Genomic DNA, 22,479 nt, shown 5'->3' on the forward strand with positions numbered 1-22,479 from the left:
AAGTCACGCCGTCTTTGCCGCAGCGGGCGAGCGCTTCAAAGATCGCCCGCCAATGTCCGCGCTTGGCCCAGCGATTGAAACGATTGTAGATCGTCGTGTACGGACCATAGTCGGGCGGGCAATCGCGCCAGCGTGCGCCGCACTGAAGCATGTGAATGATACCGCTGATGACGCGTCGATCGTCATCGCGCACCGGTCCGGTCTGGTTCGTTGGCAGATGCGGCTCTATCAGAGCCCATTGCTTGTCGTTGAGCCAGAACAGTCCTTTGCGCATCGAAGTCCCCCGCGTGGAATCAACCCGCTGCCAGGGAATCAGAGTTCGCTAATTAGGTACAGACCCTAGTCTATCTCATTCGTCGTTCGCAGTTGATCGCAATGCTCGGCAGGGAAGTTGTAGAAGGCCAGCAGGGTTTCGCGGTTCTTGACCAGGCTCGCGGCCAAGTTTGACCGTCCCGCAGAGAGACCATATCATTTCCAGGTTGCTTATTCTCAATCGGATTCATGATCACTTCATGGCTCTCTTTGAGCGCCGTCGCCGCTCTTACGGGCTCTGCTTTGGTGCATTGACGATGTCGCCCACTGTATCAAGATGCCCCACTCAAGCAGGATTGGTCGGTAGACCGCCGCCCTAGCCAACCGCGGTGGGGGAGCACCGGGCTGCGCAGCGCCAGCGCAGGCAGCTGAGGGCTAAGCCGCGTTGGCGGCGAGCGGCCCAGAGCTGATCGGGCAGCACTCTGGGCGCGATCACGCCGCCTGACGCAAGCGCGTGTTGAAGTGGCGAGCCATTCCTGCAGCAACATACTCAATGACCACGAGTAGCCACCGCTTTCAGGCCCGACCTCGTAAACAGCAACTATTCGGCAGCCGACCCCGGGCCTAGATTGAGGCGCTCGAAGTACCAAGACGTGTCATCGCCTGACGACTCTGTCTCATCACTTGCTTCACTCGAAGCTCGCTCGATGTTTGCCTGAGCACCACTACTCTCGGCGGCAAGATATCCTTCAGGTTTGCCTACACGTTGCCATTTACCTTCGTCGTTATGCGTCCACTTGTCGGGATGCTGGTGAGGATCAAGTACCCAGTGATTCTTATCACTCACAGGAACAAAGCCCATCTGAGCCAGACGGGACTCGATGCCTGGGAACGCAGGTTTTGACATTATCAATGCTTGTTCGCCGTCTTGCCGAAGCTGATGTTCAAGTAGAATATCGCCAGCGTTCTCAACGAGCGGATGAGTAACCCGAAGATCTACTTGGGATGTGACCGCGTTGCGACCGGGAAACTGGGCGCTGAATCGCCTTCCTCCTACCCGAAGTCCGCCTTCTGTCCTCAGAAGCCCGACAGTTTTGTCACCCAAGCGATAGGCGTAATATCGCGCCTGGTCGGTATCTTCGTCGGTATGACCATAGGTTCTAGCAATGTTTGCCGCGCGCTCAGCTTTTGTGGATATGAAATCCGAGTACTCCAGTGGACGCTCGGCAATGTACTTGATGTCGTCGCCATAGAAGGCCTTCACTTCTTCCCCGAACTCATCACTGTCGATCTCTTTGATCGGAGGTCGGGAAGTTACAGAGTACGGCCGTGTCGCTGCCTGAGACGAACTTGGGCCAGCATCGGGCGCCATGCCTGCAAGCCTTTCCGCAAAGCCCTCGTCATCTGAATGCCTTGCTTCATCAGCCTGGGTAGCGCTTGTGGATTGGCTAGATGAGCCAACAATTCGGCCATACATCGGATCGCTCTCCTGTCGGTACGGTTTGGGGGTCAGAGCTCGCGTTGCTCGAGCTCTACCGAGGATGGTAAGATGTCTAGCTGACCACGAGCTGACGCGCCGAGGTTGAGCATCTGTCGCCGGCTCTTGTGAGAGGAAGCTAACTCCTCGTCAGTGAAGAGCGGCTAAAGCAAATGAGCTAGAACCGCATCTCATCGTTGTGGACTGATATGCGAGGGCACGGTCTTGGTGCATCGGGCATAGGAGTCTTGGAATTTCATTTTCTGGATTCCCTCGAATCGACAGCCATAATTCCGTCGCATCGGAGGTGGCGATGCGGCCGAAGAAGCACAGGACGACGGGGATCGGGCAATCTGTTCCGGGCCAGGCTGGACCAGATCGTCAATATGAAGCACGCGCGGTTCAGCTCGCCGGCAACGTCGATTGGGACTGGATCGACATCCGCCGCTGTCCAGCGAGAACGGCCGGCGCGCCGCACGTCCACGAGCTTGTTTCGAGCGGGCAGGATCGAGCCACACAACCTGCGAATGCAACGCCGCAAATTGCTCGCCACGCTCGGGCACCGGCAGTTGGGCATCCTGCGCGCCTAGCTAAAGACTCTTTGGCGTCTCTTCCTGACCGCCGATGGCACTGAGTTCCGGCCAGAGATGCGCGCCGCATGAGGCAGTCTTAAACGCGCCAGATGCGCCTTCGGCGGAACAAGCGTCCCTGCCGGGACGAAGGTGTTGGCCATCTTGAAGTCGTGCCTGCGGGCTTTACACGCCGCACGCTTCACGTCGAGATGCAGACCTCTTGAACGCGATCATGCGGCGGCTCCCTGTGGAGACGACCGCGGAAAGAACCATGAACCCGGCAGTGGATCACGTTTACTATCGGGGTTGACACCGTGCCTGCGAAAAGAACGGACGACTACCTCGTGGGCCTTTCGACCCGCTTCCACTTGTCGTTCTCGTTCCTCGTCCACACTTCGGGGTGCTGGTTAGGATCAAGCACTAAATGGTTGCGGCCCACGTGAACAACACCCATTTCCGCTAGACGGGCTCCATGCCTCTCCTGGCAGGACGTGACAAGACCAACGGATGATCGCCGTCCTCTCGCATTTGATGTTCCAGGAAGATATCGCCCGCGTTCTCGACGCGGATGAGCACCTGAAGACCTACCACAAACGTGATATCGTTGCAGCCCAGCTGTTCCTGAAGATGCTCTCCTTTAAACCGAGCCGGACCTGCTGCTCTTAAAGGCCGCGGAGAGCTGCCTTCGCTCATGCAGTTTCGGCTGCAGCTGAAACGTGGGTCTGGCAGTCGGCCGGGCAAACCCTGGCGCACGCACCGCAGCCGATGCAGGCACCCTGATCGTCCAGGACCATGATCTTCTTCTCGATCTCCTCGTCGTCGCCATTGTCGAGCTCGATAAGTTCGCCTTCCTCGTTGATTCCTTTCAAGGTCATGACATCTCGACCGCACACCTTGAAACAGCGGCCACAGCCGATGCATTTCTTTGCATCGATCGTGATCAAGTATTGTGGCGTCCAGTCGCGTCCGTCTCGTGTTTGAAACGACATGCATTGCCCCTCTAGGTATTCTCCAGCGCCTTTAAGGCGAGGCTCTTGCGCTCAAGTTCGGCATAAGCATCGTACGCCTTCTGCGCGACCACCATGATCGAGGTCCAGTTGATGGGCAGTTCTTCCGAAAGGTCGTGCAGATCCATCTTGGCCTGTATCGCCTTGGCAGACACTTTCCTAAGTTCGGCCTTCAGTGTTTCACGATCGCTCATGAGTGTGCATCCTCAATAGTTCGCCACGTCGGGGAATTTCCGAATCAGGTCAACTCCATCCGTGACATATTTATCCCCCTCCTGAGCCAGCTTGACGAAACTGTCGAAACCGAAGCGATGCACGTCGCGCAGCTGCTTGTTTACGGCGACCAACCGCCCTGCGATGAGCACTATGCGCCCGAAGCCTTCATGATGCAGCTTCAGAATCGGCTGAATCATAACGCCGGTCTCCCTCTCTACTGACAGCGCAACTGCATTGAAGAACAGCTCAAGCCGCCACAGTGTCTTGGCATCGGGATCACCAATAATCGGCAATGCGCGCCGCTTCTCCATGTTCAGGATATAGGGTTCGAGCAGATCACGATCGCTCTTCCCTTCCCAGGCTCCGTTAGTATCCTGAGCACGCCAAATCTTGACCAAATCGATGAGGAATGGCGCGTCGACCGGGCTGGCCTGCTGCTCTATTTTTTCGGTCATATCACCTCATTCATCAAACTCGAACGTTCTCCCCTGGTCCTTTGCCATGACCTTGCGCAGCCAGGGAGGTGGTGTGCCCTTCAGCACCCGCTCGAGTTTTTCTAGGAGCACTAGAATGTTTTCCGGTTTGCTCACCTTGATAGGATGGATTTTGTTGGCCACCACTCGCGCAGCCGCTGCACCACCAATGGCAGCGACGTAAAGGATTGCGCAATCATTGATAGCCTCGATCTTTGGCGCCAACTTATCATCGCTGCCGTCTTCCTTAAGATCGCCATCAAACTCGATCGCTTTAACAAACACGTGCCCGCCAGGAGCGACATCGTAGATTGCGATATTCTTTGCCCAACCAAAATGAGCATCGACGCGTCTCAGGTCCTGAGTGGCAAACGCAACTTTCATGCAACCGACCTCTCAGTCGCGACGGTGGAGCTGCGATGGCCCGCGCATCGTGGCAGTACGCGCCCAGTCCGCCACTTATCGGGCGTAGGCTGATCGTTCTCGTCGCGATGCGCAATCACGAGATTCGCGATTTCGAAGATCACATTCCGCGTACCACGGTAGCCTACCGATAGCTGGTGTCCCGCGCCAAGTCGATCGAATATCGGAAAACCTGCGCGATAGAACGGCACCTTCAGCCGCGCCGCCGCTTGCCTTCCATGCGAATGCGTGATCAGCAGGTCACAATGCCTCTCTTTGGCAAGGTCTTCCAGATCTGCGAGATCGCCAATGATCACTTCATTGGTCTTGATCCGCTCGATCACCTCCGACTGAGTCGTCGTCACGGCAACGGTCACCTGCGTGCCCATGTCGCTCAGCATGCCGGACAAATCGAGCAGAAGATCTGGCTCGGCACCGATTGCAAGTTTGCGACCGCCAATATGGAAGTGCGCATCCAGCATAGCATCTGCGAGCTGACTGCGCTGGCGTCGATATTTCAAGGGTATCGGGCGGCCGCTGATCTCGCTCAAAAACGTCATGAACTCATCATTCGGACAAAGGCCACACAGCCGCTCGAAGACACGAAAAGGCACGCCGGTCTTTGCCTGCATGACCTCTGCAGCTCGCCGCATCTGCGCGCCGATTGCAATCGTCCACCCGGCGCGGCCCATATTCGCAATTTCGCCGACGTCGATGCCGCCGACGGTCGTTGGCGTAAACTCATCGGGGATATGCCCATCGAGCGATCCCGCCAGGTCAGGGAGGAAGGACGGAGACAACCCGAAATCCTCCAGTATGACACGGAGTTCATCAAGATCGCCGGGCGTGAGGTGACATCCCGGCAGAACATTCACCCTCGATGGATCCCTCAGGCGACTGGCATTTGGCCCATCCACCAGCACCTCCACAATGCGCGCGACAGCCTTCTCCCAGCCGTCCTGGAACGCACCCTTGAAATCAGGTGTCGAGACGTAAACGAGCGGCAACTTTGCGAGTTGCGGATGCTTGCTCCGGATCAGCTTGAGGTAGGCATCCACATCGTCGCCGTTGGTCTCGGTGACGCCAGTCGAGCAGATTCCGATGATCTTTGGCTTAGCTCGCTTGTAGATGTTCAGTATCGCCTGCTCGAGATTCTCATAACCACCCAGTACAGTCGTGACCTCACTCATCGCGGTGGTCCGCAGCGGTACAGCCTCTTTGAAATGCCGGACAAAGAGCGTGAGCCCGAAGGATGTGCACCCCTGGGAGCCGTGCAGAAGCGGCATCGCCCCGCCCAGCCCCATGAAGGCGAATGCGCCGCCGATCGGCTGGCTCATCTTCAGCGGGTTGACAGCGCAGGCTTTTGTCGGCGTCGTGACGATGGCCATGACGCCTCCCTATTCTGCGGCCTGTCGCATGGCAGATGGCTCGGACACCAAGATCTCGTTGATACGTCTTTGACAGCAGCCACCGACCGCATTGGTATGCTCCCTGACCGCTTCGACGCTCCTCAGGCGATGCGCGTAGATTGCATCCTCGATCGTGCCCAGATCGACCCTGTTGCAGATGCAGATCTTCCTGGCGCGGCGCGACTTTTCGGCGAGCGCCGGGTCGGCGAGCGCGGTCGCGGGCGATTGCATCTGCTCCATCGCCTTGGCCAACGCCTCCCATGGCGCAGGTCGACGTAGCTGCTCCCACATCGGACTGGAGAGCGACTTATCGATCTCCTCCACCAGCTTGACCATTCCGACATAGCCCATATAGGCGTGGCAACGCTCCTGGTTGATATCGAGCCAAGGCACCGCCGCTTTCAGCGCGACGAACTGCGACTTGCCGCCCGATAGCATGATGTCCGCTTTTGCGCCCTTCAGCATCTCGTACATTTCGCGCGGTGTCATATTCTCGATCATATTGGCATCATGCCCCATGAGCTCCTTAATGCGCTCCTTATCTTCCTTGGTCGATTTCTTTACGCTGGTGCCGACTAACTCAAGCCCGGCTTCCTGGAGTGCCGCAACGACCGACCATGACTTGACGCCCCCGGTCATTAACAAGGCCTTTTTGCCTCCGAACCGTGGCTTATACGGCTCGATCGCACCCCAGGCCCACGCTTCCTCGCGCGCGATCAACGCTTCGGTGCGCCCGAGCAGATCTGTCGGGGCCCCGCGTTCAACCAATAAGCGGGCAATCTGCCGTAGCGATTCGCTCGAATCTTGAATACCGTAGAAAGAACCCTCGAAGAATGGAATCCCGTAGCGTTGCTCCATTTTGCGTGCGACGTTGATCATGGACTTTGAGCACACCAACATAGCCGCCCGTGCGCGATGAGATGAAGCGACTTCGCGATATTTGCCGTCGCCTGAGATGCAGCAGAGAATTCGTACTCCAAGCTCGTCTAGTAATGGCTTCACTTGCCAGAGCTCGCCCGAAAGGTTGTATTCTCCGATGAGATTGATGTCGTACGGGGTGGTGTAGTCCGGTTCTCGTGTACCGATCACATAGTCAAGCAAGGCCTCGCCGGCCAGCTTGTTGCCGAGATTCTTCGAACCGACGAAGCCCGGAGAATTGATCGGGATCACCGGCTTTAGAAATCTTCGAGATGCCGCCTTGCAGACTGCGTTGATGTCGTCGCCGATCATCGCTGGGATGCAGGTTTGATAAACGAAGATGGCGCACGGATCGTACTTGTCGATGATCTCCTTGATCGCTTTGCAAAGCCGCTTCTCGCCTCCGAATACAATATCGGTTTCGCTCAAATCGGTTGTGAATGCGGTGCGCCACAGATCCGAGCCGGACGACACCGCACCCCGATTGTCCCAGGAATTGCCCTCGCACGCGATCGGACCATGTACCAAGTGAGCCACGTCGGTGAACGGCTGCAACGCAACCTTGGCGCCATCGAAAGCACAGCCGCCGGCAGCACTACCCGGCTGCAGCTGTTTGGTGCAGCCGTTCCTGCGTTCAGCCTCTGACTTACTGCCATTCTTGGCGCAGCCTGGCTCGTCGAAGATAATCTGGACCGTGGCCGCTAGTGAACTCATCCTGTTTCCTCTCAGGGCGAACAAATTGCAAACTCAATGACCATGTGCTCGTGCCATCGCCCATTGCCTGGGCGATGGCACGCGCAGTCGCTCATCAGCGAATGATGTCGAAGCTGTAGTCCGTTTTGCCAAGAACGTTGGTGTTTTTGTCGATCTCGTCGAAGATCTTGTCCAGGATCTTCACCAGCACATTCAGGCCGCCCTGATAGCCCCATAGGGGGGAGCGGTGATGGTGATGCCGATCAAAAATCGGAAAGCCGATGCGGATCAGTGGCGTTCCGGTATCACGCTCCAGGTACTTCCCGTAGGTGTTGCCAATCAGAAAATCGACGGGCTCAGTAAACAGAAGTGAGCGCATGTGCCAGAGGTCTCGGCCGGGATAGGCTTGGCAGCCCTGTCCAAATGGCGAGCTTGCAAGCAGCGCCTGCATTTTTTCCTGCCATGCCTTGTTGCCGTTGGTAGACAGCACATGGGTCGGTTCGGCGCCAAGTTCGAGCAGAAACGCAGCCAACCCATAGCAAAGATCCGGATCGCCATAGATCGCGAACTTCTTGCCATGAACATGCGTGCTGGAGTCGGCGATGGCGTCCACCAGGCGGCCACGTTCTCGCGCAAGTTGCTCGGGAATCTCCTTGCCGCTGAGGCGTGACAGCGCGACGATGAAGTCATCCGTTGCAGATAAGCCCACCGGGTAGTTGAAGGATACGACGTCCTGGCCATGCTCCGCCACGAATGCCAGCGTCTTTTCCGTGCACCACTGTTGCATGGAGATAGTCGCCTTGGCATGAATCGCGTTCGCCGCATCCTCCAGCGTCGTACCACCATCATACATCCGGAATTCGCCGTCGGTCGGAGTATCGAACACTTCAGAATTGTCGGCGAGAACCGTATGCTGGATGCCCATCAACTCCAAGATGCGCTTGATCTCGCGAAGGTTCCCAACGGTATAGCCATCGAATCCGCCAATGATGTTGATCGCCCCATTCGGTTTGCGCTCAAGCTTCGGCGCTGTTCCGGCCTTGCCGTCCCAAAAATGCTCCAGAATGCCCTTGAGCGCATTGTCATAGCCGGTGACGTGGCTGCCGACGAACGCCGGCGTGTGGGCGAACGGCACGTCGAAATCCGCCGGAACCGAGCCTTTTTCTTTCGAAGTCTTGATGAAGGCGTTGAGGTCATCGCCGATCACCTCGGCCATGCAGGTTGTGGAAACCGCAATCATCTTGGGCTTGTACATGTTGTAGCTGTTCGCCAGCCCGTCGGTCATGTTGTTCAGACCGCCGAATACGGCAGCGTCTTCCGTCATTGACGAAGAGACACAGGAGCTAGGCTCCTTGAAGTGCCGCGACAAATGACTGCGGTAATAGGCCACACAGCCTTGCGAGCCGTGGACGAAGGGCAACGTGCGCTCAAAGCCAACAGAGGCGAATACGGCGCCAAGCGGCTGGCACGCCTTGGCTGGATTTACCGCTAGCGCCTCCCGCGCGAAGTTTTTTTCGCGATATTCGGCGGTTTTCGTCCATTCCTTGATACGTTCGACCTCGGCGGGATCGCGAGGGTTCTCGAATATCTTCTTCTTGGCCAGCATCTGCTGGTATTCTGGACCGCGGAACAGTTCGACATGATCGATCACGTGCTCGGCACTCTGCGCCATTGGTGAAATCCTTCACTATCGTCGAGATTGGTATCGCCCGGCTTTCCCAAGCGAGATGAGTTGCTTTATTCCGCAGCCTGGAGCTTGGCCCTCGAAGCTTCCTTCCAGGGGGCCTTCGTTTTCTTCCAAATCGGCGAGTTAATAGCCATGTCCATGTCGCGCGCAAAGATCGCGAATCCGTCATAGCCGTGATATGGACCCGAATAGTCCCAAGAGTGCATCTGCCGGAACGGCACACCCATCTTTTGAAAAACGTACTTTTCCTTGATACCTGACCCGACAAGGTCAGGCTGGAGCTTTTCGACGAAGCGCTCGAACTCGTAGCCATTGACGTCATCGTAGATAAGCGTGCTGTCCTTCACGTAGTGCTGAGCTGTCCGCTGATAGTCATCGTTGTGACCGAACTCGTATCCGGTGCCAATGACTTCCATCCCCAGGTCCTCATATGCGCCAATCACATGACGCGGACGGAGCCCGCCGACGTACAGCATCACCGTCTTGCCCTCCAAGCGAGGCCGATATTTTGCGATCACCGCGTTCACGAGCGGCTGATACTTCTCGATTACCCGCTCGGCCCCTTCCTTGATCTTGTCGTCGAAATAACCCGCAATCTTGCGCAAGGACTCTGCGATCTTTGATGGTCCGAAGAAATTGTACTCGCACCACGGGATACCGAACTTCTCTTCCATGTGGCGTGAGATATAGTTCATCGAACGGTAGCAATGCAGAATGTTGAGCTTTGCCTTCGGCGTTGCTTCGAGCTCAGCCAGTGAGCCATCGCCGGACCACTGCGCGATTACCCGCAGGCCCATCTCCTCCAGCAGAATTCGTGATGACCAGGCGTCGCCCCCGATATTGTAGTCTCCGATAATCGCAACATCGTACGGCGTCGGCTCGAACTTGGGTTTGCCATCGCCCTCGAGATGCCCGAAAATCCAATCTCGCACCGCATCGTTCGCAATGTGATGGCCCAGTGACTGCGACACGCCCCGGAAGCCCTCACAACGGACCGGCACGATGGTCTTGCCGCCATATTCCTTGGATTTCGCTCGTGAGACGGCTTCGATATCGTCACCGATCAATCCGATCGGGCATTCCGATTGGATCGTGATGCCGTTGTTGAGTGGAAACAGCTCTTGGATTTCATCAAGAATTTTGACCAGTTTTTTGTCGCCGCCGAATACGATGTCCTTTTCCTGGAAGTCGGAGGTGAACTGCAGGGTCACGAAGCTATCGATACCTGTGGTGCCAACGTAATAGTTGCGACGCGAACCCCACGAATACTGACCGCAGCCGACGGGGCCATGGCTGATATGAACCATGTCCTTGATTGGTCCCCAGACCACCCCCTTTGAGCCTGCATAGGCGCAGCCTCTGATCGTCATCACGCCAGGTATGGATTTGATGTTGGACTTCACGCCGCAGTCTGACTTTCCGGCCTGGTGAACATTGAGGTGCTTGGCACGCCGTTTCGCGGTTTTCTCCGGATAGACCTTCAGCACCTCCTCGATCAGCTCTTTGTTGCGAGCCCTGATTTCTGCGATGCTCTGGGTCGTGGCGAGGCTCATCTGATGTCCTTCAAGGTTAGCTGTTGCGAGGGCGGCTTCTTGACCAAGACTTTTGCAACCAGCATGCCAGCGTCTCGTGAGCACCAAGACCGTAACAATCAAAGCTACTTAGCGCGCCTCGTGCGGTGACACGGGCGTTGTTGCGAATCCGACATCCCGCTTTCGCAGAGAACTCTTGGTGTGGCCCCGTTCGAAATGGAACAAGGCGGGCTCTGCCTGGAATTCCTTCCCAGTTCTGACAGGCTTGCCAATGCTTCTATACTTACTGAAACCTACAGATGCTGCGAAGAGATCGATGTGCCCGTGCGTGCCCTTATCAGGCCGTGGCAACTGCTCGCGTGACCTGGCGAGCGTAAACGAGGCGACGCAGCTCGCGTTGAGCTCTGCAGCATGGGATCGTGCACGTCATCATCATCGCAGCAGGTGATGTCGGCCAGCCCGCTTGCGGCCGACTTCCGCCTTCAATCGCAGAGCACTGCAGTCGCGGTGTATTTTTAAGTCCAAGGGACACACGGCACGTCGCCAGCAGGCTGAAACACTTGAGCAGCGGCATCGCACAGTGCGCCCCCGTCCGAACGGCTACACCGGCGCGGTCGAGCATGGCGGTAATATCATGCGCATGTGTTCCCTTCACTTCAAACGAAATGATCGGCCCTTCTCGGCCGGAGTCCCGATCATGCGCACGAAGTTGATGGCCTGAGACTCCTCCGGGTAACCGAGCAGTATTTTCTCGTGCGTGTGGTTCTGCACCTTGCCTATTGAATTGATGTAATCGACAGCGGCGCCTAAACCGATGGGCTTCGACGATCGGCGGCGTACCCGCTTTGACCTGGTGTGGCGGATCGCCGTAAATGACACTGGAACGCAACCTCGCGAATCATCTTCCGGTTGAAGGGCGACATCGAGGCCAGTGCTCAGACTTGCCGTAAAGTACCCCGACCCCAGTCGGACTGTACAGTTTGTGACCCGTCATGACTTAGAAATCGCAATTGATCTCGCAGAAGTCGGCGTTCAGATGGACGCATTCCTTGCGAGCCGTCGACCCGGCGAACGCAAGCCGTTGATTGCGTTGGCGACGATACGCAGCGCGTCGATGTCGAGGCCAGCATCGATCTCGTCCAGGCCGCACAGGCTCGGCTCGAACAGCGCCATCTGCAAAACTTCGTTGCGCTTCTTCTCGCGACCGAAGAAGCCGACATTGAAGCCGCGCTTGAGCATGTCCTGGGCGAAGTTAAGCCAACCGTCTCATTTCAGAAATTCGCGGGTGTAGAATTCCTGCTCGCCGCGCGCCTTGCGTCGGGCGTTCAGTGCGGCCCGCAGGAAGTTCATTGTAGTCACGCCGGAAACTCAACGGGATACGGAACACCCCTTGGCGCGCCTCAACCCGCCGGCGAGTCGGTCTGGCGCAGCGTCGTCACCCAGATCAGGCGCGCCACCTGCTGGGTCGGGTTGTCGAACATGTGCGGCACGATGCTCGGAAAACGAAAGCTGTCGCCGGCTTCCAGCACATGGGCCTGGTTGTCGAGCCACAGCCGCAGGCTGCCCGAGAGGATGTAGCCCGCCTTCTCGCCGGTGTGCTGCAGGAAGTCGGTGCCGGAGGAGGCGCCGGGGTTGAGCGTGAGCTCGTAGAGCTCGAGCTGGCCTTTGCCTTCCGGGGTCAGCGCTTCCTTGACGACGCCGCTGGCGGTGAGCCGCAGCAGCCGCCTGGCGTTCTTGCGCACGGTGTAGCGCGGCGCTTCGGCAGGATCGCTGCTCTCGAAGAAATAGGAGATGGGAACGTCGAGCGCGATTGAGAGCAGGCGCAGCGTGCGGATCGAGGGCATCGCGCGTGCGCGTTCGAGCTGGCTGATCATGCCGGTCGACAGGCCGGTCTTGTTGGCGACGTCCTGGATCGAAAGGCCGGCGCGCTGCCGCAGCAGCCGCACGGTTTCACCCAGGCGCTGGTCGACCGCATCGTCGGCTTCGATCGTGGAAGCGTCCTTGGTGCCGTTGGTATCGCCGCGACCATCCATGTCGCTCTCCCATGCGTCATCTCAGCCTCGGGTATCGAGCCCGCGGCTTCAGTCAGGTAAAAAGCTGACGCATTTCAGCAATGCGGTGACTGCTGTATTTAGTCGTGATGAAATTTTGCCAGAAAAATTTAGAAAAACTAAAGCTCACTCCTGTCCCTTTGCCGGGGTCTCGGGGCGGTGCGCTCGTTCCGCCGCAAGCTCTGCGAGCGGCTCGCGTGAGTCACCACGAGCTCGCGGCTAGCAAGTGAGAAAAACAGGAGACGGTTAGGAAAGGCGGCGGTGTCGAGAGCGTGTTCATTATGTTCGTGCGGGAGCTCCTCTCGTCGGCTACCCTACCTTTGCCGGCACGCAGGTATCGGGCACCGGGCAAACGACCGCGCATTGTGGCGCGTCAAAATGCCCTTCACATTGGGTACACTGGGACGGATTGATCACATATATGTCGTTCTTCAGGCTGATCGCAGCATTGGGACACTCGAACTCACACGCACCGCAGACGGTGCACTGGGATGCGATTATCTTGTAAGCCATCACTGCGATTCCATAAGCAAAAGGTGCGGGACAGTTTCTTGCTATCAAGTCTTGTGCCAGACAGTTTGAACTTGATTCGTCTGGAGTAATTTCGATAACGCAAATCGCCGCCTCGACACGCTGTCGCAAATCCTACAAGGGGCGTGGCGGCTTGATCTCGATGCTTTGATTTGCGCATGGTTGATTCACAGCAGTCAGATCAGGTGAACCACCTTCTCCAGACTCAGGGGGGACGATCTGAGATCCTCCCCAACGCCTTCGTGCCGCGGCTAAGATCGATGCGTCGCGCGGCATCACGAAGTTCTCCGCGGGTCCAAACCAGAGCGCATCTTGTTAATTCCACTCACCGGGACAGCCGCGGCTTACGCGACAGCATCACGGGCAGCAACCGGCAGGTCCTCACCAGTCTGCCTCGCCACAGCCAGTCAGAAGGTCACGGCGGTCGCTCCAGATACAGTCACACCCGTGATGCGCGTCCCTCTCAGGGCCCGCGGAACGCATTTTCAGTTGCCCCGTATTGCGGGCAGAACCGGCATTCACATCCGCCGCAAAAGTACACTGTCTCCCCCACGTGCGGGCGACTGAAGCCAGGTGTTCGTTTGGTGATCCTACCTACGCTCCGCGCTCAAAATAGATGCCGGCGGCGTCAGTCGATGGGTGTAGCCGAAAAAAAAGCCACCCCAAAGGGTGGCTTAGTCACGGAGGAAACGCCCATGAGGGCCTTTGGGATCAGGCCGCAGCCTGTTCGATCGGTGAGAAGGGCAGCCCGAGGCTTTCGGCCACCGCTTTGTAAGTTAGCCGGCCCCGATGGACGTTGAGGCCTGCGCGCAAATGGGGATTTTCGAGCACGGCGGAAAAACCCTTGTTGGCCAGAGCCAAACCAAACGGCAGAGTTGCGTTATTCAGTGCTTGACTCGAGGTCAGCGGAACGGCGCCGGGCATATTGGCCACACAATAATGAATGATGCCATCTACTTCGTAAGTTTGATCCGCGTGAGTGGTTGGGTGTGATGTCTCAAAGCAGCCGCCCTGATCGATAGCGACGTCCACGAGTACCGCCCTCTTGCGCATCGAGCTCAGCATGCTCCGGCGGACCAGCTTCGGCGCGCTCGCACCTGGAACGAGCACGGCACCAATCACCACATCCGCCGCAAATACCTCTTCCTCTACAGACTCGAGTTGAAAATCTGGTGCGAACGCGTCCTTCGAATAGCTCGTCCAGCTCGCGGAGCCGGATTATCGAACGATCGATGATGGTCACTTCTGCGCCCAGACCGACCGCCATGCGTGCCGCGTGCGTACCGACGACGCCACCTCCGATCACCACGATTCGGGCAGGCTGAACACCGGGCACCCCACCGATCAGCAGCCCTCGTCCGCCTGTACTCCGCTTTAGGGCGCTACCCGCCGCTTCGATCGCAAGCCTACCCGCGACCTCGCTCATCGGCGCCAGCAGTGGAAGACCACCATGCGCATCAGTTACAGTCTCATAGGCGTCGCAGTGCATCCTGATTCCAGGAGGCCGGTAGCCTGGTCCAGGTCGGGAGCCAGATGCAGATAAGTGAAGAGGATGTGATTCTCACGCAGCTGAGACCATTCGGACGGCTGAGGCTCCTTGACCTTTACGATCATCTCGGTCAAGGCGAATACCTCAACGGCGGAAGTTAGAATCGTTGCGCCAGCATTGCGATAATCGTCATCGGTTGCACCAATGCCAGCGCCCGCATCGGTCTCGATCATCACGCTGTGGCCCGCTGCCACGTATTCGCGGGCAGCTCCAGGAGTAAGGCCCACGCGATATTCGTGCGCCTTGATTTCTTTTGGGACTCCGACCTTCATTTGATAACTCCCTGCCTGACGCGGCCTTTCTTATCGGAAGCGAGCAGCGATATCGCGACGCAACCGACCGAAATGGCGCAGGAATTCAGCGATATTTGACAGGCTTCGCAGGATTTCAAACCCACGGGTGCCGAGCGGATCGTGTGACCTTGCTCGCTGAGCTTAACCGTCGACACTGAGCGATAGGCGATAAATAGTTCCGAATTGCGGTCTCGGCTCGCAGAGAAGCTAACGACCGAAATCACAGCCTGCCGAAGTTCGAAAGCAGTAAAGATGGCGTTTCGCGTGTTTGGCAGGATTGCCTATCAAGCGATAGCGCTCCAGGAGTTGATGGCCAATGACCACTGATGGCTTCCAGAAAATCGACACTGCGTACCCTGTTCAACAGATCCGAGGCAATTGTTCGCCCCACAGCCAGTCGACGACGCGTCGACCGCCGAAACCGGTGGTCATCTGCACAAACTTGTGATCGTCAGCCACCGCCTCACCAATATCAGCTGCATCGGTCGCGAGCGGGTGCGCTTTCATGGCAGCAAGCACGGCATCGGCCGAATCAGGCGCGACGATCGCAACCAGCTTGCCCTCGTTGGCGACATGGATCGGCTCGAGTCCAAGCAGCTCGCAAGTAGCCGCAACCGCAGGCTTCACAGGAATGGTTGATTCCTGCAGATGGAACCCAAGGTCGGATTGATGTGCAATCTCATTGAGAGCCGCAGCTAGCCCGCCGCGCGTGGGGTCGCGCATCACCCGGATGCCGCCACCGCCGGCGGCAATCATGACCGCTACGAGATTATGCAACGCTGCTGAGTCCGAGACGATTTCGGTCTGAAAAGCGACGTTCTGACGTTTTGACATGATCGCCACCCCATGGTCGCCGAGGCTTCCGGACACCAGCACACGATCCCCGACCCTTACCTTGTCGGCGGACAGATCCAGCCCATCGGCCACAAGCCCGATCCCGGCCACGGAGATGAACAGACCGTCTGCCTTGCCGCGCTCGACGACCTTGGTGTCCCCGGCAATGATGTAAACGCCGGCCCCGCGTGCTGCCGCGCCCATCGAATCCGCGATCGTCCTCAGATCCGAAAACCGGAAACCCTCCTCGATGATAAAGCTGGCTGACAGATAGAGGGGACGCGCACCGGACATCGCCACATCATTAATCGTGCCGTGCACAGCCAATGACCCGATATTACCGCCGGGAAAGAACAGTGGTGTAACCACATAGCCGTCGGTCGTCATCACCATTCTGCCTGCCGAAACGTCAAACGCCGACTGATCATTGCAGCGGGCGAGCCATTCATTACCGAAGGCTTGGTGAAAAAGGTCGGAGATCAGCTGTGCCATGGCACGGCCCCCAGATCCGTGGGAAAGTTCAACGCGCCCGTTCTTTACGTCGAGCTTGCGTGGATAGGCTTTCACGCTCATGACCTCTGCCTCACCCGTTCATCGCGAACTCGGCCATAGGTCCAGTACGCCGCGCAAGCCCCTTCTGATGACACCATGCAGGCCCCTATGGCCGTTTCCGGAGTGCAGATGTTTCCAAACAACTTGCAATCGACCGGCCGTTTGGCGCCACGCAGGATCGCACAGCACTCGCACGCCGGATTGTCTGCGACAGGCATGTCGTGGATCGCAAAACGCGTCTCGGCGTCGAATTTTGCATACGACCGCTTCAGCTTCAGTCCGCTGTTGGGTACGAGTCCAAGCCCCCGCCATTCAAACTGATCACGCAGTTCGAACACCTGCGACACCTCGCCCTTGGCGCGCCGATTGCCTTCGCGTGTCACTGCACGGCTGTATTGGTTTTCTACCTCATAGCGGTGTTGATTCACTTGCCGCACCAGCATCAATATAGCTTGCAGCACGTCGAGGGGTTCAAATCCCGCAACCACGATCGGCTTCTCGAACTGTTCTGCCAGCGGCTCGTAAGGCTGCGTACCGATAATGGTGCTGACATGTGCAGGCCCGATGAAGCCGTCAATTGGGACGCCGCCGGTGTTGCGGATCTTCGGGTTCTCGAGAATGCTGTGCATCGCAGAGGGTGTAAGCACGTGATTGCAGAACACGCTCAGCCCCTCCATCCGCTTGCTCTCGGCAATCCGGATCATGTTCGCCGTTGGGGGTGTCGTGGTCTCAAATCCGATGGCAAAGAAGACCACCTCGCGGCCCGGCATCTGTTCGGCGAGCCGGATAGCTTCGAGCGTCGAGTAGACCATCCGAATGTCAGCGCCCAGCGCTTTGGCTCGCAACAGGGACTGTCCTTGCGACCCGGGCGCGCGCATCAAGTCGCCGTAGACGCAGAGAGTGACCTCTGGTCGGTCGATGAGCCGGATCGCCATGTCGATTCGGCTTGCGGGCAGAACGCAGACGGGACAACCGGGGCCGTGGATCATCCGGACGTTCGCGGGCAGCAGATCCTCGAGGCCATAGCGGGAGATCGCATGAGTGTGTCCGCCGCAAAATTCCATGAACCGATAGGCTCTTTGCGAACTGACCTCAGCGTCAATCGCACGCGCAAGTCCCTGCGCGATGATCTTGTCGCGAAATTCATCAGAATATTTCATGACCGGCATTCCTGCGCGGCGCTGCCCAGCTCCTGCAGGAGCTCCAGCGTGCGTTTGGCTTCTGTCGGATCGATCTTGGCGAGCGCGTAGCCGACATGGACGAGGACGTAATCGCCGACATCGAGCTCGTCGACGAGGGCAATCGATATCTCCAGGCTGAGGCCATCGATCGACACGAGAGCCATGTCGTCGGGTAGAATTTTCGCGATCTTCGCCGGAACCGAAAGACACATGTCAGGCAGTTCCTCCCCTGGCGGACGACTGTTGAGCAATCTGTAGAGCGGCAATCCAGGCTTGACCAAGGCTCAAACCGCCATCACTGGGCGGCAGCCGCCGCGGCACCAACGGTGAAAGACCGGCAGCGCTGCAACCGCGCGGGATCTCGTCCGCCAGCACCGCGTTCAGGAAGCAGCCGCCGCTCAGAACGACGGTATTGACGCCGGTTGTCCGCGCGGCGCGCGTGACCCAGTCGACGCAGGCGGCGACGAAAGTGCCATGAAACAGCCCAGCTCCGCCTGCGGCATCGATGTCATCAGCAATCAACCGCGAAAATAGCGGACGAAGCGACAGCACGCCGCCATCGATCGTCCAGCCGGCTTCGAGAATCGCTGCCCGCCGCACCAGCGCTTCGAGCTTCATCGCTGCTTCGCCGTCATAGCTCTGCAAATGCGCAATCCCCAGCAGCGCCGCTGCTGCGTCGAACAACCGTCCCGCACTGGTCGTGGTGGTCCCGCCCGGCTGATCGAGCAAGTCCGACACACACCCGGCTTGCCGTTGCGCCGCAAAGCGCTGCCCGATTTCGTTACCCCTGCCGAGCCCGTGTAATACTGCGCCCGCCATGCGCCACGGCTCGCGGGCTGCACGATCTCCACCAGGCATCTGCATGGGCGCTAAGTGCCCGATGCGTCGGGACCACGTCCCTTCGCACAACAATAGTTCGCCACCCCAGTTACCGCCGTCGGAGCCGAAGCCATGGCCATCGAGCACCAGGGCAAGCGCTGGTCCCACATGGCCATGCTCGGCGATCACTGCGGCAGCGTGTGCGTGGTGATGCTGGACCGCGATCAGCGCGCGAGCATTTTCTTGCGCAAAGCGGGTAGAAGCCATATCGGGATGCAGATCATGGGCGAAAGCGACAGGTTCCACGTCAAGGCTCGATGTTAGGTGTCGGATCGTCCTCTCAAACGCACGGATGCCTTCGGCCGTATTTAGATCGCCAATATGCTGAGAGACGAACGCTTGGTTGTCCCGGGTGATGGTGACGGTCGATTTCAGTTCGCCGCCAACAGCGAGCACGGGCGGGACGGCTCTCGCAAGGCGGATCGGCTCGGGAACATAGCCACGGGCACGACGAAGGAATTGCGGCCGGCCAGCCACCACCGAAACCACGGAATCATCAGCACGCGTCAAGATATCGCGATCATGGGTCACGACAAGATCGGCGATTCCGTTGAGCCGCCGCAATGCCTGCGCGTTATCAATCAGCAGCGGTTCGCCGCAAATATTGGCACTGGTGGCCACGATGACGGGGCTAGACCCCGCACGTGTACCTGGCGAGCGAAGCGCATGGAAGATGAGGTGATGCAGCGGCAGTACGGGCAGCATGACACCCACTCGCGATAAACCAGGTGCTATGGCGGGCGCCAGATTGTTGCGTGATGGCAGGAGGACGATCGGACGTGCTACGGATTCTAGCAGCGCTAGCTCGGGCGCGTTCGCCGCCGCGATCTCGCTGACGCGCTCGACGGAATCGACCAAAACCGCGAACGGCTTCTGAAGGCGGTGCTTTCTCCTGCGCAAACGCTGCACGGCGTCCTGATTACGCGCATCGCAAAGAAGCTGGTATCCGCCCAGCCCCTTTATCGCCACGATCTGCCCCCGCGCGATTGCCGCGACAATATCGCTGATCCCATGGCTAAGCCGAGGACCGCATGCTGGGCACGCGATCGCCTCCGCGTGAAACCTGCGGCTTGCCGGATCGGCATAGTCAGCCGCGCACGCGGCGCACAAACTAAAAGCCCTCATCACAGTGTTGCGGCGATCGTACGGAAGCCGTTCGGCGATGGTGTAGCGTGGACCGCAATGGCAGCAACTGATGAAGGGATAAAGGTAATGCCGATTTTCTGGATCGAATAGCTCTTTGAGGCATTGCTGGCAGACCGCGGCGTCAGCGACGATCTGCGTTGACAATTTGCCGGCTTCGCTCGTCCCGATCGAAAAGCCCTTCGCCGCGAGCGCCGTAGTCTCGCGAACGCAGATGTCGACTATACGTGCCAATGGAGGCGCCTCGAGCGGCAACGTGGCGACAAACTCCGAGGCACGGTGGCCCTCAACCTCGATGATGACGCCCTCAGGGCCATTGATGACAAACCCCGCCAATCCGTACCGAACGGCAAGTCCATAGACGTAAGGACGAAAGCCGACCCCTTGCACTGCCCCACTCACGACCACGCGCAGCCGTGTTCGGTCGCAGGTGGCTGCGGCGCTCATCGCCCTTTGTCCTCGAAGGCGCGCCTCTGACGGCCCGCCTGTCTATCGATCCAGGCGTAGAGCGCGGCAAAGCCTTCGCCAGTCCGAGCCGAAACTACAATCACGTCGATCTTTGGGTTGACCCGTCTGGCGTATTCGATGGCCTTGCCCACGTCGAATTCGAGCAGCGACGCTAGATCAATCTTGTTAATCACCATGAGCGACGAAGCGGCAAACACATCAGGATATTTGAGCGGCTTGTCTTCACCTTCAGTAATCGAGAACACTACGATCTTGCAGGTTTCGCCAAGATCGAAGGCAGCGGGACAGATCAGATTACCCACGTTCTCGATGAAGAGAATACCGCCCGAGAGCAGCGGCAGGCGGCGATAAGCGTCGCCAATCATTGCAGCGTCGAGATGACAATTCTTGCCGGTATTGATTTGAACGGCTGGCACGCCGGCGGCCTGAATACGTTTGGCATCGTTCGAGGTCTGCTGGTCCCCTTCGATGACCCCGACCCACCGGCTGCACTTGAGCTCGGACACCGCGCGGACGAGCAGTGTCGTTTTACCGGCACCGGGGCTGGACAAAAGATTAAATACAAGCAGGTCATCGGCTACGAAGAGCCCGCGATTGTTCGCCGCAATTCCATTATTCTTGTCCAGGATATCGCGCTCAATCTCAACGAGCCGCGTTCTGGTCATGCCACAGCCCCTCAAATCAGGCGGATCGACGCCGCTCGGAAGCGCCTGCGCGTTATGCGCCTGGTGATTGGCTGAGCGAGGACAGCGCTTATAGCGATCACCAGCGTGGTTTGACTGCGGCGGCCGTCGGTCGCCCGGCGGAAGGGCAGAATGGCAATCGCGATCGTCCTGAAGGGATCGCTCATGGCTCTCCGCATCATTCGCCTCGGCGCGTTTTGTGGACGGCGTCCCTTGGTGGCAGCCGCAAATGGTACACATCAATCGATCTCCAACTCTTTCACGCGCATCTGTTCGCCCGCGGTCACCTGCAAGTGATAGCTGCCGCAGCAAGGGCAGCACTCACCGCGCCGAGCAATTTCGACGCTCTTCGAACAGCTCATGCACCAGGCAACGCCGGGCAGTTCGACGATATTAAGAGCCGCGCCCTCGGCAACGGTCCGCGTTGCAGCGGCAGCAAAGCAGAACCTGATCGCTTCAGGCGCCGCATGACTCAGCGCTCCCATCTCCAGACAGATGCTCCGCACCCGCGAAGAGGATCGCTCGTGTACCTTCTCCTCGACGATCTGAATGATGCCAAGACAAATCGCCATTTCATGCATCGCGAACTTCGCTAAGGTTGAGGGTGAACGCGACGCACGGATCGAGCGATGCAATCACCGCATGGACTGCATCTTCGCGTCTTCGAGCCGTCAGCACCGCGCCTTGCAGGTTCCGAACAAGCGGTCCGCGCCGGTGGAAATTCCACTCCGTCGGCGCAAGGAATTCGAAGCGGGATATTCTGCCCTGAGCATCGAGTTCAACCGCGTGGTAGAGACGGCCCCTGGCGCATTCGACCGCGGCCGCTGCACGGCGCGGCCCTAGCTTATATCTTTCGATAATCCCATGCTCCGCGGCTCCAATCTGAGCGCCGGCCTTGAGCCAGGCACATAGCCGCAGGATTTCATTAAGTCTGGCCATCAGCCGCTCGGCCGCACCGAAGGGTCCCAGCGGGACCCCATCCCGGCTGATCTGGCGCGCCCATGGACCCGTCTCGGGCACATGTCCGTCAACATCGGGAGAATAGCAGAACGTCGAGTCATCCCCGAGCAACCGTTTCGTGATGTTGGGGTCGTCAGCAACAGACAAGAATGAGTGCCCCGCCGGAATTGACTTCACGTCGACGTCATTAAGCGCCGTAACGCGAAGCGCCAGCGGGCTACCAGACCTCAGCGCCTCCCCCTCATATAGACCTAGCGCGGCCAGCGCAGCGACAATCCGCGCGGTCGCTTCGCGTTGAGCGGAGCTCCAGGTTGGCTGTGCGGAGCGGACAAACGCTGACAATTCCGACATCAGGGAGCGGATTGCCGCCGCACTGGCGACATCTAACGTAAGATGTCCGACAAAAAGGCTCCGTGCCAAATCCGCGATGCGCTCAGTAACGATAAGTGCAATACGCTGCTGCCTTGTTGCGCGGGTGATCACTTCGTCGCGGGCCGTCCCGATGGCGGACAATAATGCAGTTTGCTGCGCAGCGACACACAACGCGAAAAGCCGCGGCAGCACGTTGAGCACTGTCGAGGGCTCCTTTCCGGCGAACGCGCGCGCCAGCGGCGGCCGGACTCGCGGCAGGATCTCGACCGAGGCGACTACGTCGGCAGCTAGCAATATGCGTACATCGATTTTGTTGCGGGCAACAAGGCTCATGCGCAACACTCC

At 58.5% G+C, this 22,479-nt stretch carries 20 protein-coding genes and 3 pseudogenes; 1 reads left to right on the plus strand and 22 read right to left on the minus strand.

Annotation, left to right across the window (positions count from 1 at the left end; genetic code table 11):
- Positions 1-274, minus strand: a 274-nt coding sequence (locus GA0061099_RS33855; RefSeq protein ID WP_074448262.1) for an IS5/IS1182 family transposase, incomplete at its 3' end; no start/stop codon positions are given.
- A gap of 579 nt (positions 275-853) precedes the next feature.
- The gene (locus GA0061099_RS33860) at positions 854-1,729 is read right to left on the minus strand and encodes a host specificity protein (RefSeq protein WP_244621044.1); all 876 of its coding nucleotides are present in this window, start codon (positions 1,727-1,729) and stop codon (positions 854-856) included.
- A 1,079-nt stretch (positions 1,730-2,808) separates the two neighbouring features.
- On the opposite strand from GA0061099_RS33860, the gene GA0061099_RS41540 reads away from it, so the two are divergent.
- Positions 2,809-2,967 carry a hypothetical protein gene (locus GA0061099_RS41540; RefSeq protein WP_157786094.1) on the plus strand — a complete coding sequence of 53 codons (159 nt, stop codon included), beginning with the start codon at positions 2,809-2,811 and terminating at the stop codon, positions 2,965-2,967.
- 23 nt (positions 2,968-2,990) lie between these two features.
- Here the strand turns inward: GA0061099_RS41540 and fdxB are convergent, their stop codons facing one another.
- The 20 genes and pseudogenes from fdxB to GA0061099_RS41545 form a co-directional block, all read right to left on the minus strand.
- Positions 2,991-3,290 carry a ferredoxin III, nif-specific gene (gene fdxB / locus GA0061099_RS33865; RefSeq protein WP_036032022.1) on the minus strand — a complete coding sequence of 100 codons (300 nt, stop codon included), beginning with the start codon at positions 3,288-3,290 and terminating at the stop codon, positions 2,991-2,993.
- An 11-nt stretch (positions 3,291-3,301) separates the two neighbouring features.
- The gene (locus GA0061099_RS33870; protein WP_036014914.1) at positions 3,302-3,502 is read right to left on the minus strand and encodes a CCE_0567 family metalloprotein; all 201 of its coding nucleotides are present in this window, start codon (positions 3,500-3,502) and stop codon (positions 3,302-3,304) included.
- Between the two features lie 12 nt (positions 3,503-3,514).
- On the minus strand, positions 3,515-3,979 hold the full coding sequence (locus tag GA0061099_RS33875) for a NifX-associated nitrogen fixation protein (protein WP_036032024.1): 465 nt from the start codon (positions 3,977-3,979) through the stop codon (positions 3,515-3,517).
- 6 nt (positions 3,980-3,985) lie between these two features.
- Positions 3,986-4,381 (minus strand): nitrogen fixation protein NifX, encoded by a 396-nt coding sequence (nifX, locus tag GA0061099_RS33880; protein ID WP_036032026.1) that lies wholly within the window; start codon positions 4,379-4,381, stop codon positions 3,986-3,988.
- Positions 4,378-5,787 (minus strand): nitrogenase iron-molybdenum cofactor biosynthesis protein NifN, encoded by a 1,410-nt coding sequence (nifN, locus tag GA0061099_RS33885; protein ID WP_036032028.1) that lies wholly within the window; start codon positions 5,785-5,787, stop codon positions 4,378-4,380. The genes nifX and nifN overlap by 4 nt, the downstream gene beginning before the upstream one ends.
- 9 nt (positions 5,788-5,796) lie before the next feature.
- Positions 5,797-7,440 (minus strand): nitrogenase iron-molybdenum cofactor biosynthesis protein NifE, encoded by a 1,644-nt coding sequence (gene nifE / locus GA0061099_RS33890; RefSeq protein WP_036032030.1) that lies wholly within the window; start codon positions 7,438-7,440, stop codon positions 5,797-5,799.
- A 94-nt stretch (positions 7,441-7,534) separates the two neighbouring features.
- The gene (gene nifK / locus GA0061099_RS33895; RefSeq protein ID WP_036032032.1) at positions 7,535-9,091 is read right to left on the minus strand and encodes a nitrogenase molybdenum-iron protein subunit beta; all 1,557 of its coding nucleotides are present in this window, start codon (positions 9,089-9,091) and stop codon (positions 7,535-7,537) included.
- Between the two features lie 65 nt (positions 9,092-9,156).
- Complete coding sequence (nifD, locus tag GA0061099_RS33900; protein ID WP_036032034.1) at positions 9,157-10,659, minus strand: nitrogenase molybdenum-iron protein alpha chain; 1,503 nt, start codon at positions 10,657-10,659, stop codon at positions 9,157-9,159.
- 316 nt (positions 10,660-10,975) lie between these two features.
- Positions 10,976-11,632: pseudogene (locus tag GA0061099_RS43175) on the minus strand (aminotransferase class V-fold PLP-dependent enzyme).
- A 59-nt stretch (positions 11,633-11,691) separates the two neighbouring features.
- Positions 11,692-12,006, minus strand: a pseudogene (sufC, locus tag GA0061099_RS39460) (Fe-S cluster assembly ATPase SufC); the annotation flags it as partial.
- Positions 12,007-12,038: 32 nt separating this feature from the next.
- Positions 12,039-12,671 (minus strand): cupin domain-containing protein, encoded by a 633-nt coding sequence (locus GA0061099_RS33920; RefSeq protein WP_074448266.1) that lies wholly within the window; start codon positions 12,669-12,671, stop codon positions 12,039-12,041.
- 327 nt (positions 12,672-12,998) lie between these two features.
- On the minus strand, positions 12,999-13,202 hold the full coding sequence (locus GA0061099_RS33925) for a 4Fe-4S binding protein (RefSeq protein ID WP_036014930.1): 204 nt from the start codon (positions 13,200-13,202) through the stop codon (positions 12,999-13,001).
- A gap of 729 nt (positions 13,203-13,931) precedes the next feature.
- Positions 13,932-15,041: pseudogene (ald, locus tag GA0061099_RS33930) on the minus strand (alanine dehydrogenase).
- A 381-nt stretch (positions 15,042-15,422) separates the two neighbouring features.
- Complete coding sequence (hypE, locus tag GA0061099_RS33935; RefSeq protein ID WP_036031295.1) at positions 15,423-16,469, minus strand: hydrogenase expression/formation protein HypE; 1,047 nt, start codon at positions 16,467-16,469, stop codon at positions 15,423-15,425.
- Positions 16,466-17,608: a hydrogenase formation protein HypD gene (gene hypD / locus GA0061099_RS33940; RefSeq protein WP_036031292.1), complete on the minus strand. Its 1,143-nt coding sequence runs from the start codon at positions 17,606-17,608 to the stop codon at positions 16,466-16,468. Before hypD ends, hypE begins: the two co-directional genes overlap by 4 nt.
- Positions 17,605-17,841, minus strand: coding sequence for a HypC/HybG/HupF family hydrogenase formation chaperone (locus GA0061099_RS33945; protein WP_074448267.1), 237 nt, complete (start codon positions 17,839-17,841; stop codon positions 17,605-17,607). The genes hypD and GA0061099_RS33945 overlap by 4 nt, the downstream gene beginning before the upstream one ends.
- Position 17,842: 1 nt before the next feature.
- Complete coding sequence (gene hypF, locus GA0061099_RS33950) at positions 17,843-20,098, minus strand: carbamoyltransferase HypF (RefSeq protein ID WP_036031286.1); 2,256 nt, start codon at positions 20,096-20,098, stop codon at positions 17,843-17,845.
- Entirely contained in the window at positions 20,095-21,042 is a 948-nt protein-coding gene (gene hypB, locus GA0061099_RS33955) for a hydrogenase nickel incorporation protein HypB (RefSeq protein ID WP_050996257.1), read from the minus strand. Before hypB ends, hypF begins: the two co-directional genes overlap by 4 nt.
- Positions 21,042-21,383: a hydrogenase maturation nickel metallochaperone HypA gene (gene hypA, locus GA0061099_RS33965; protein WP_036031281.1), complete on the minus strand. Its 342-nt coding sequence runs from the start codon at positions 21,381-21,383 to the stop codon at positions 21,042-21,044. Before hypA ends, hypB begins: the two co-directional genes overlap by 1 nt.
- Complete coding sequence (locus tag GA0061099_RS41545) at positions 21,376-22,467, minus strand: hypothetical protein (RefSeq protein WP_036031277.1); 1,092 nt, start codon at positions 22,465-22,467, stop codon at positions 21,376-21,378. The genes hypA and GA0061099_RS41545 overlap by 8 nt, the downstream gene beginning before the upstream one ends.
- Positions 22,468-22,479 lie beyond the last annotated feature (12 nt).

The organism is Bradyrhizobium yuanmingense (genome assembly GCF_900094575.1).
In the GTDB taxonomy this organism is placed as follows: Bacteria; Pseudomonadota; Alphaproteobacteria; order Rhizobiales; family Xanthobacteraceae; genus Bradyrhizobium; species Bradyrhizobium yuanmingense.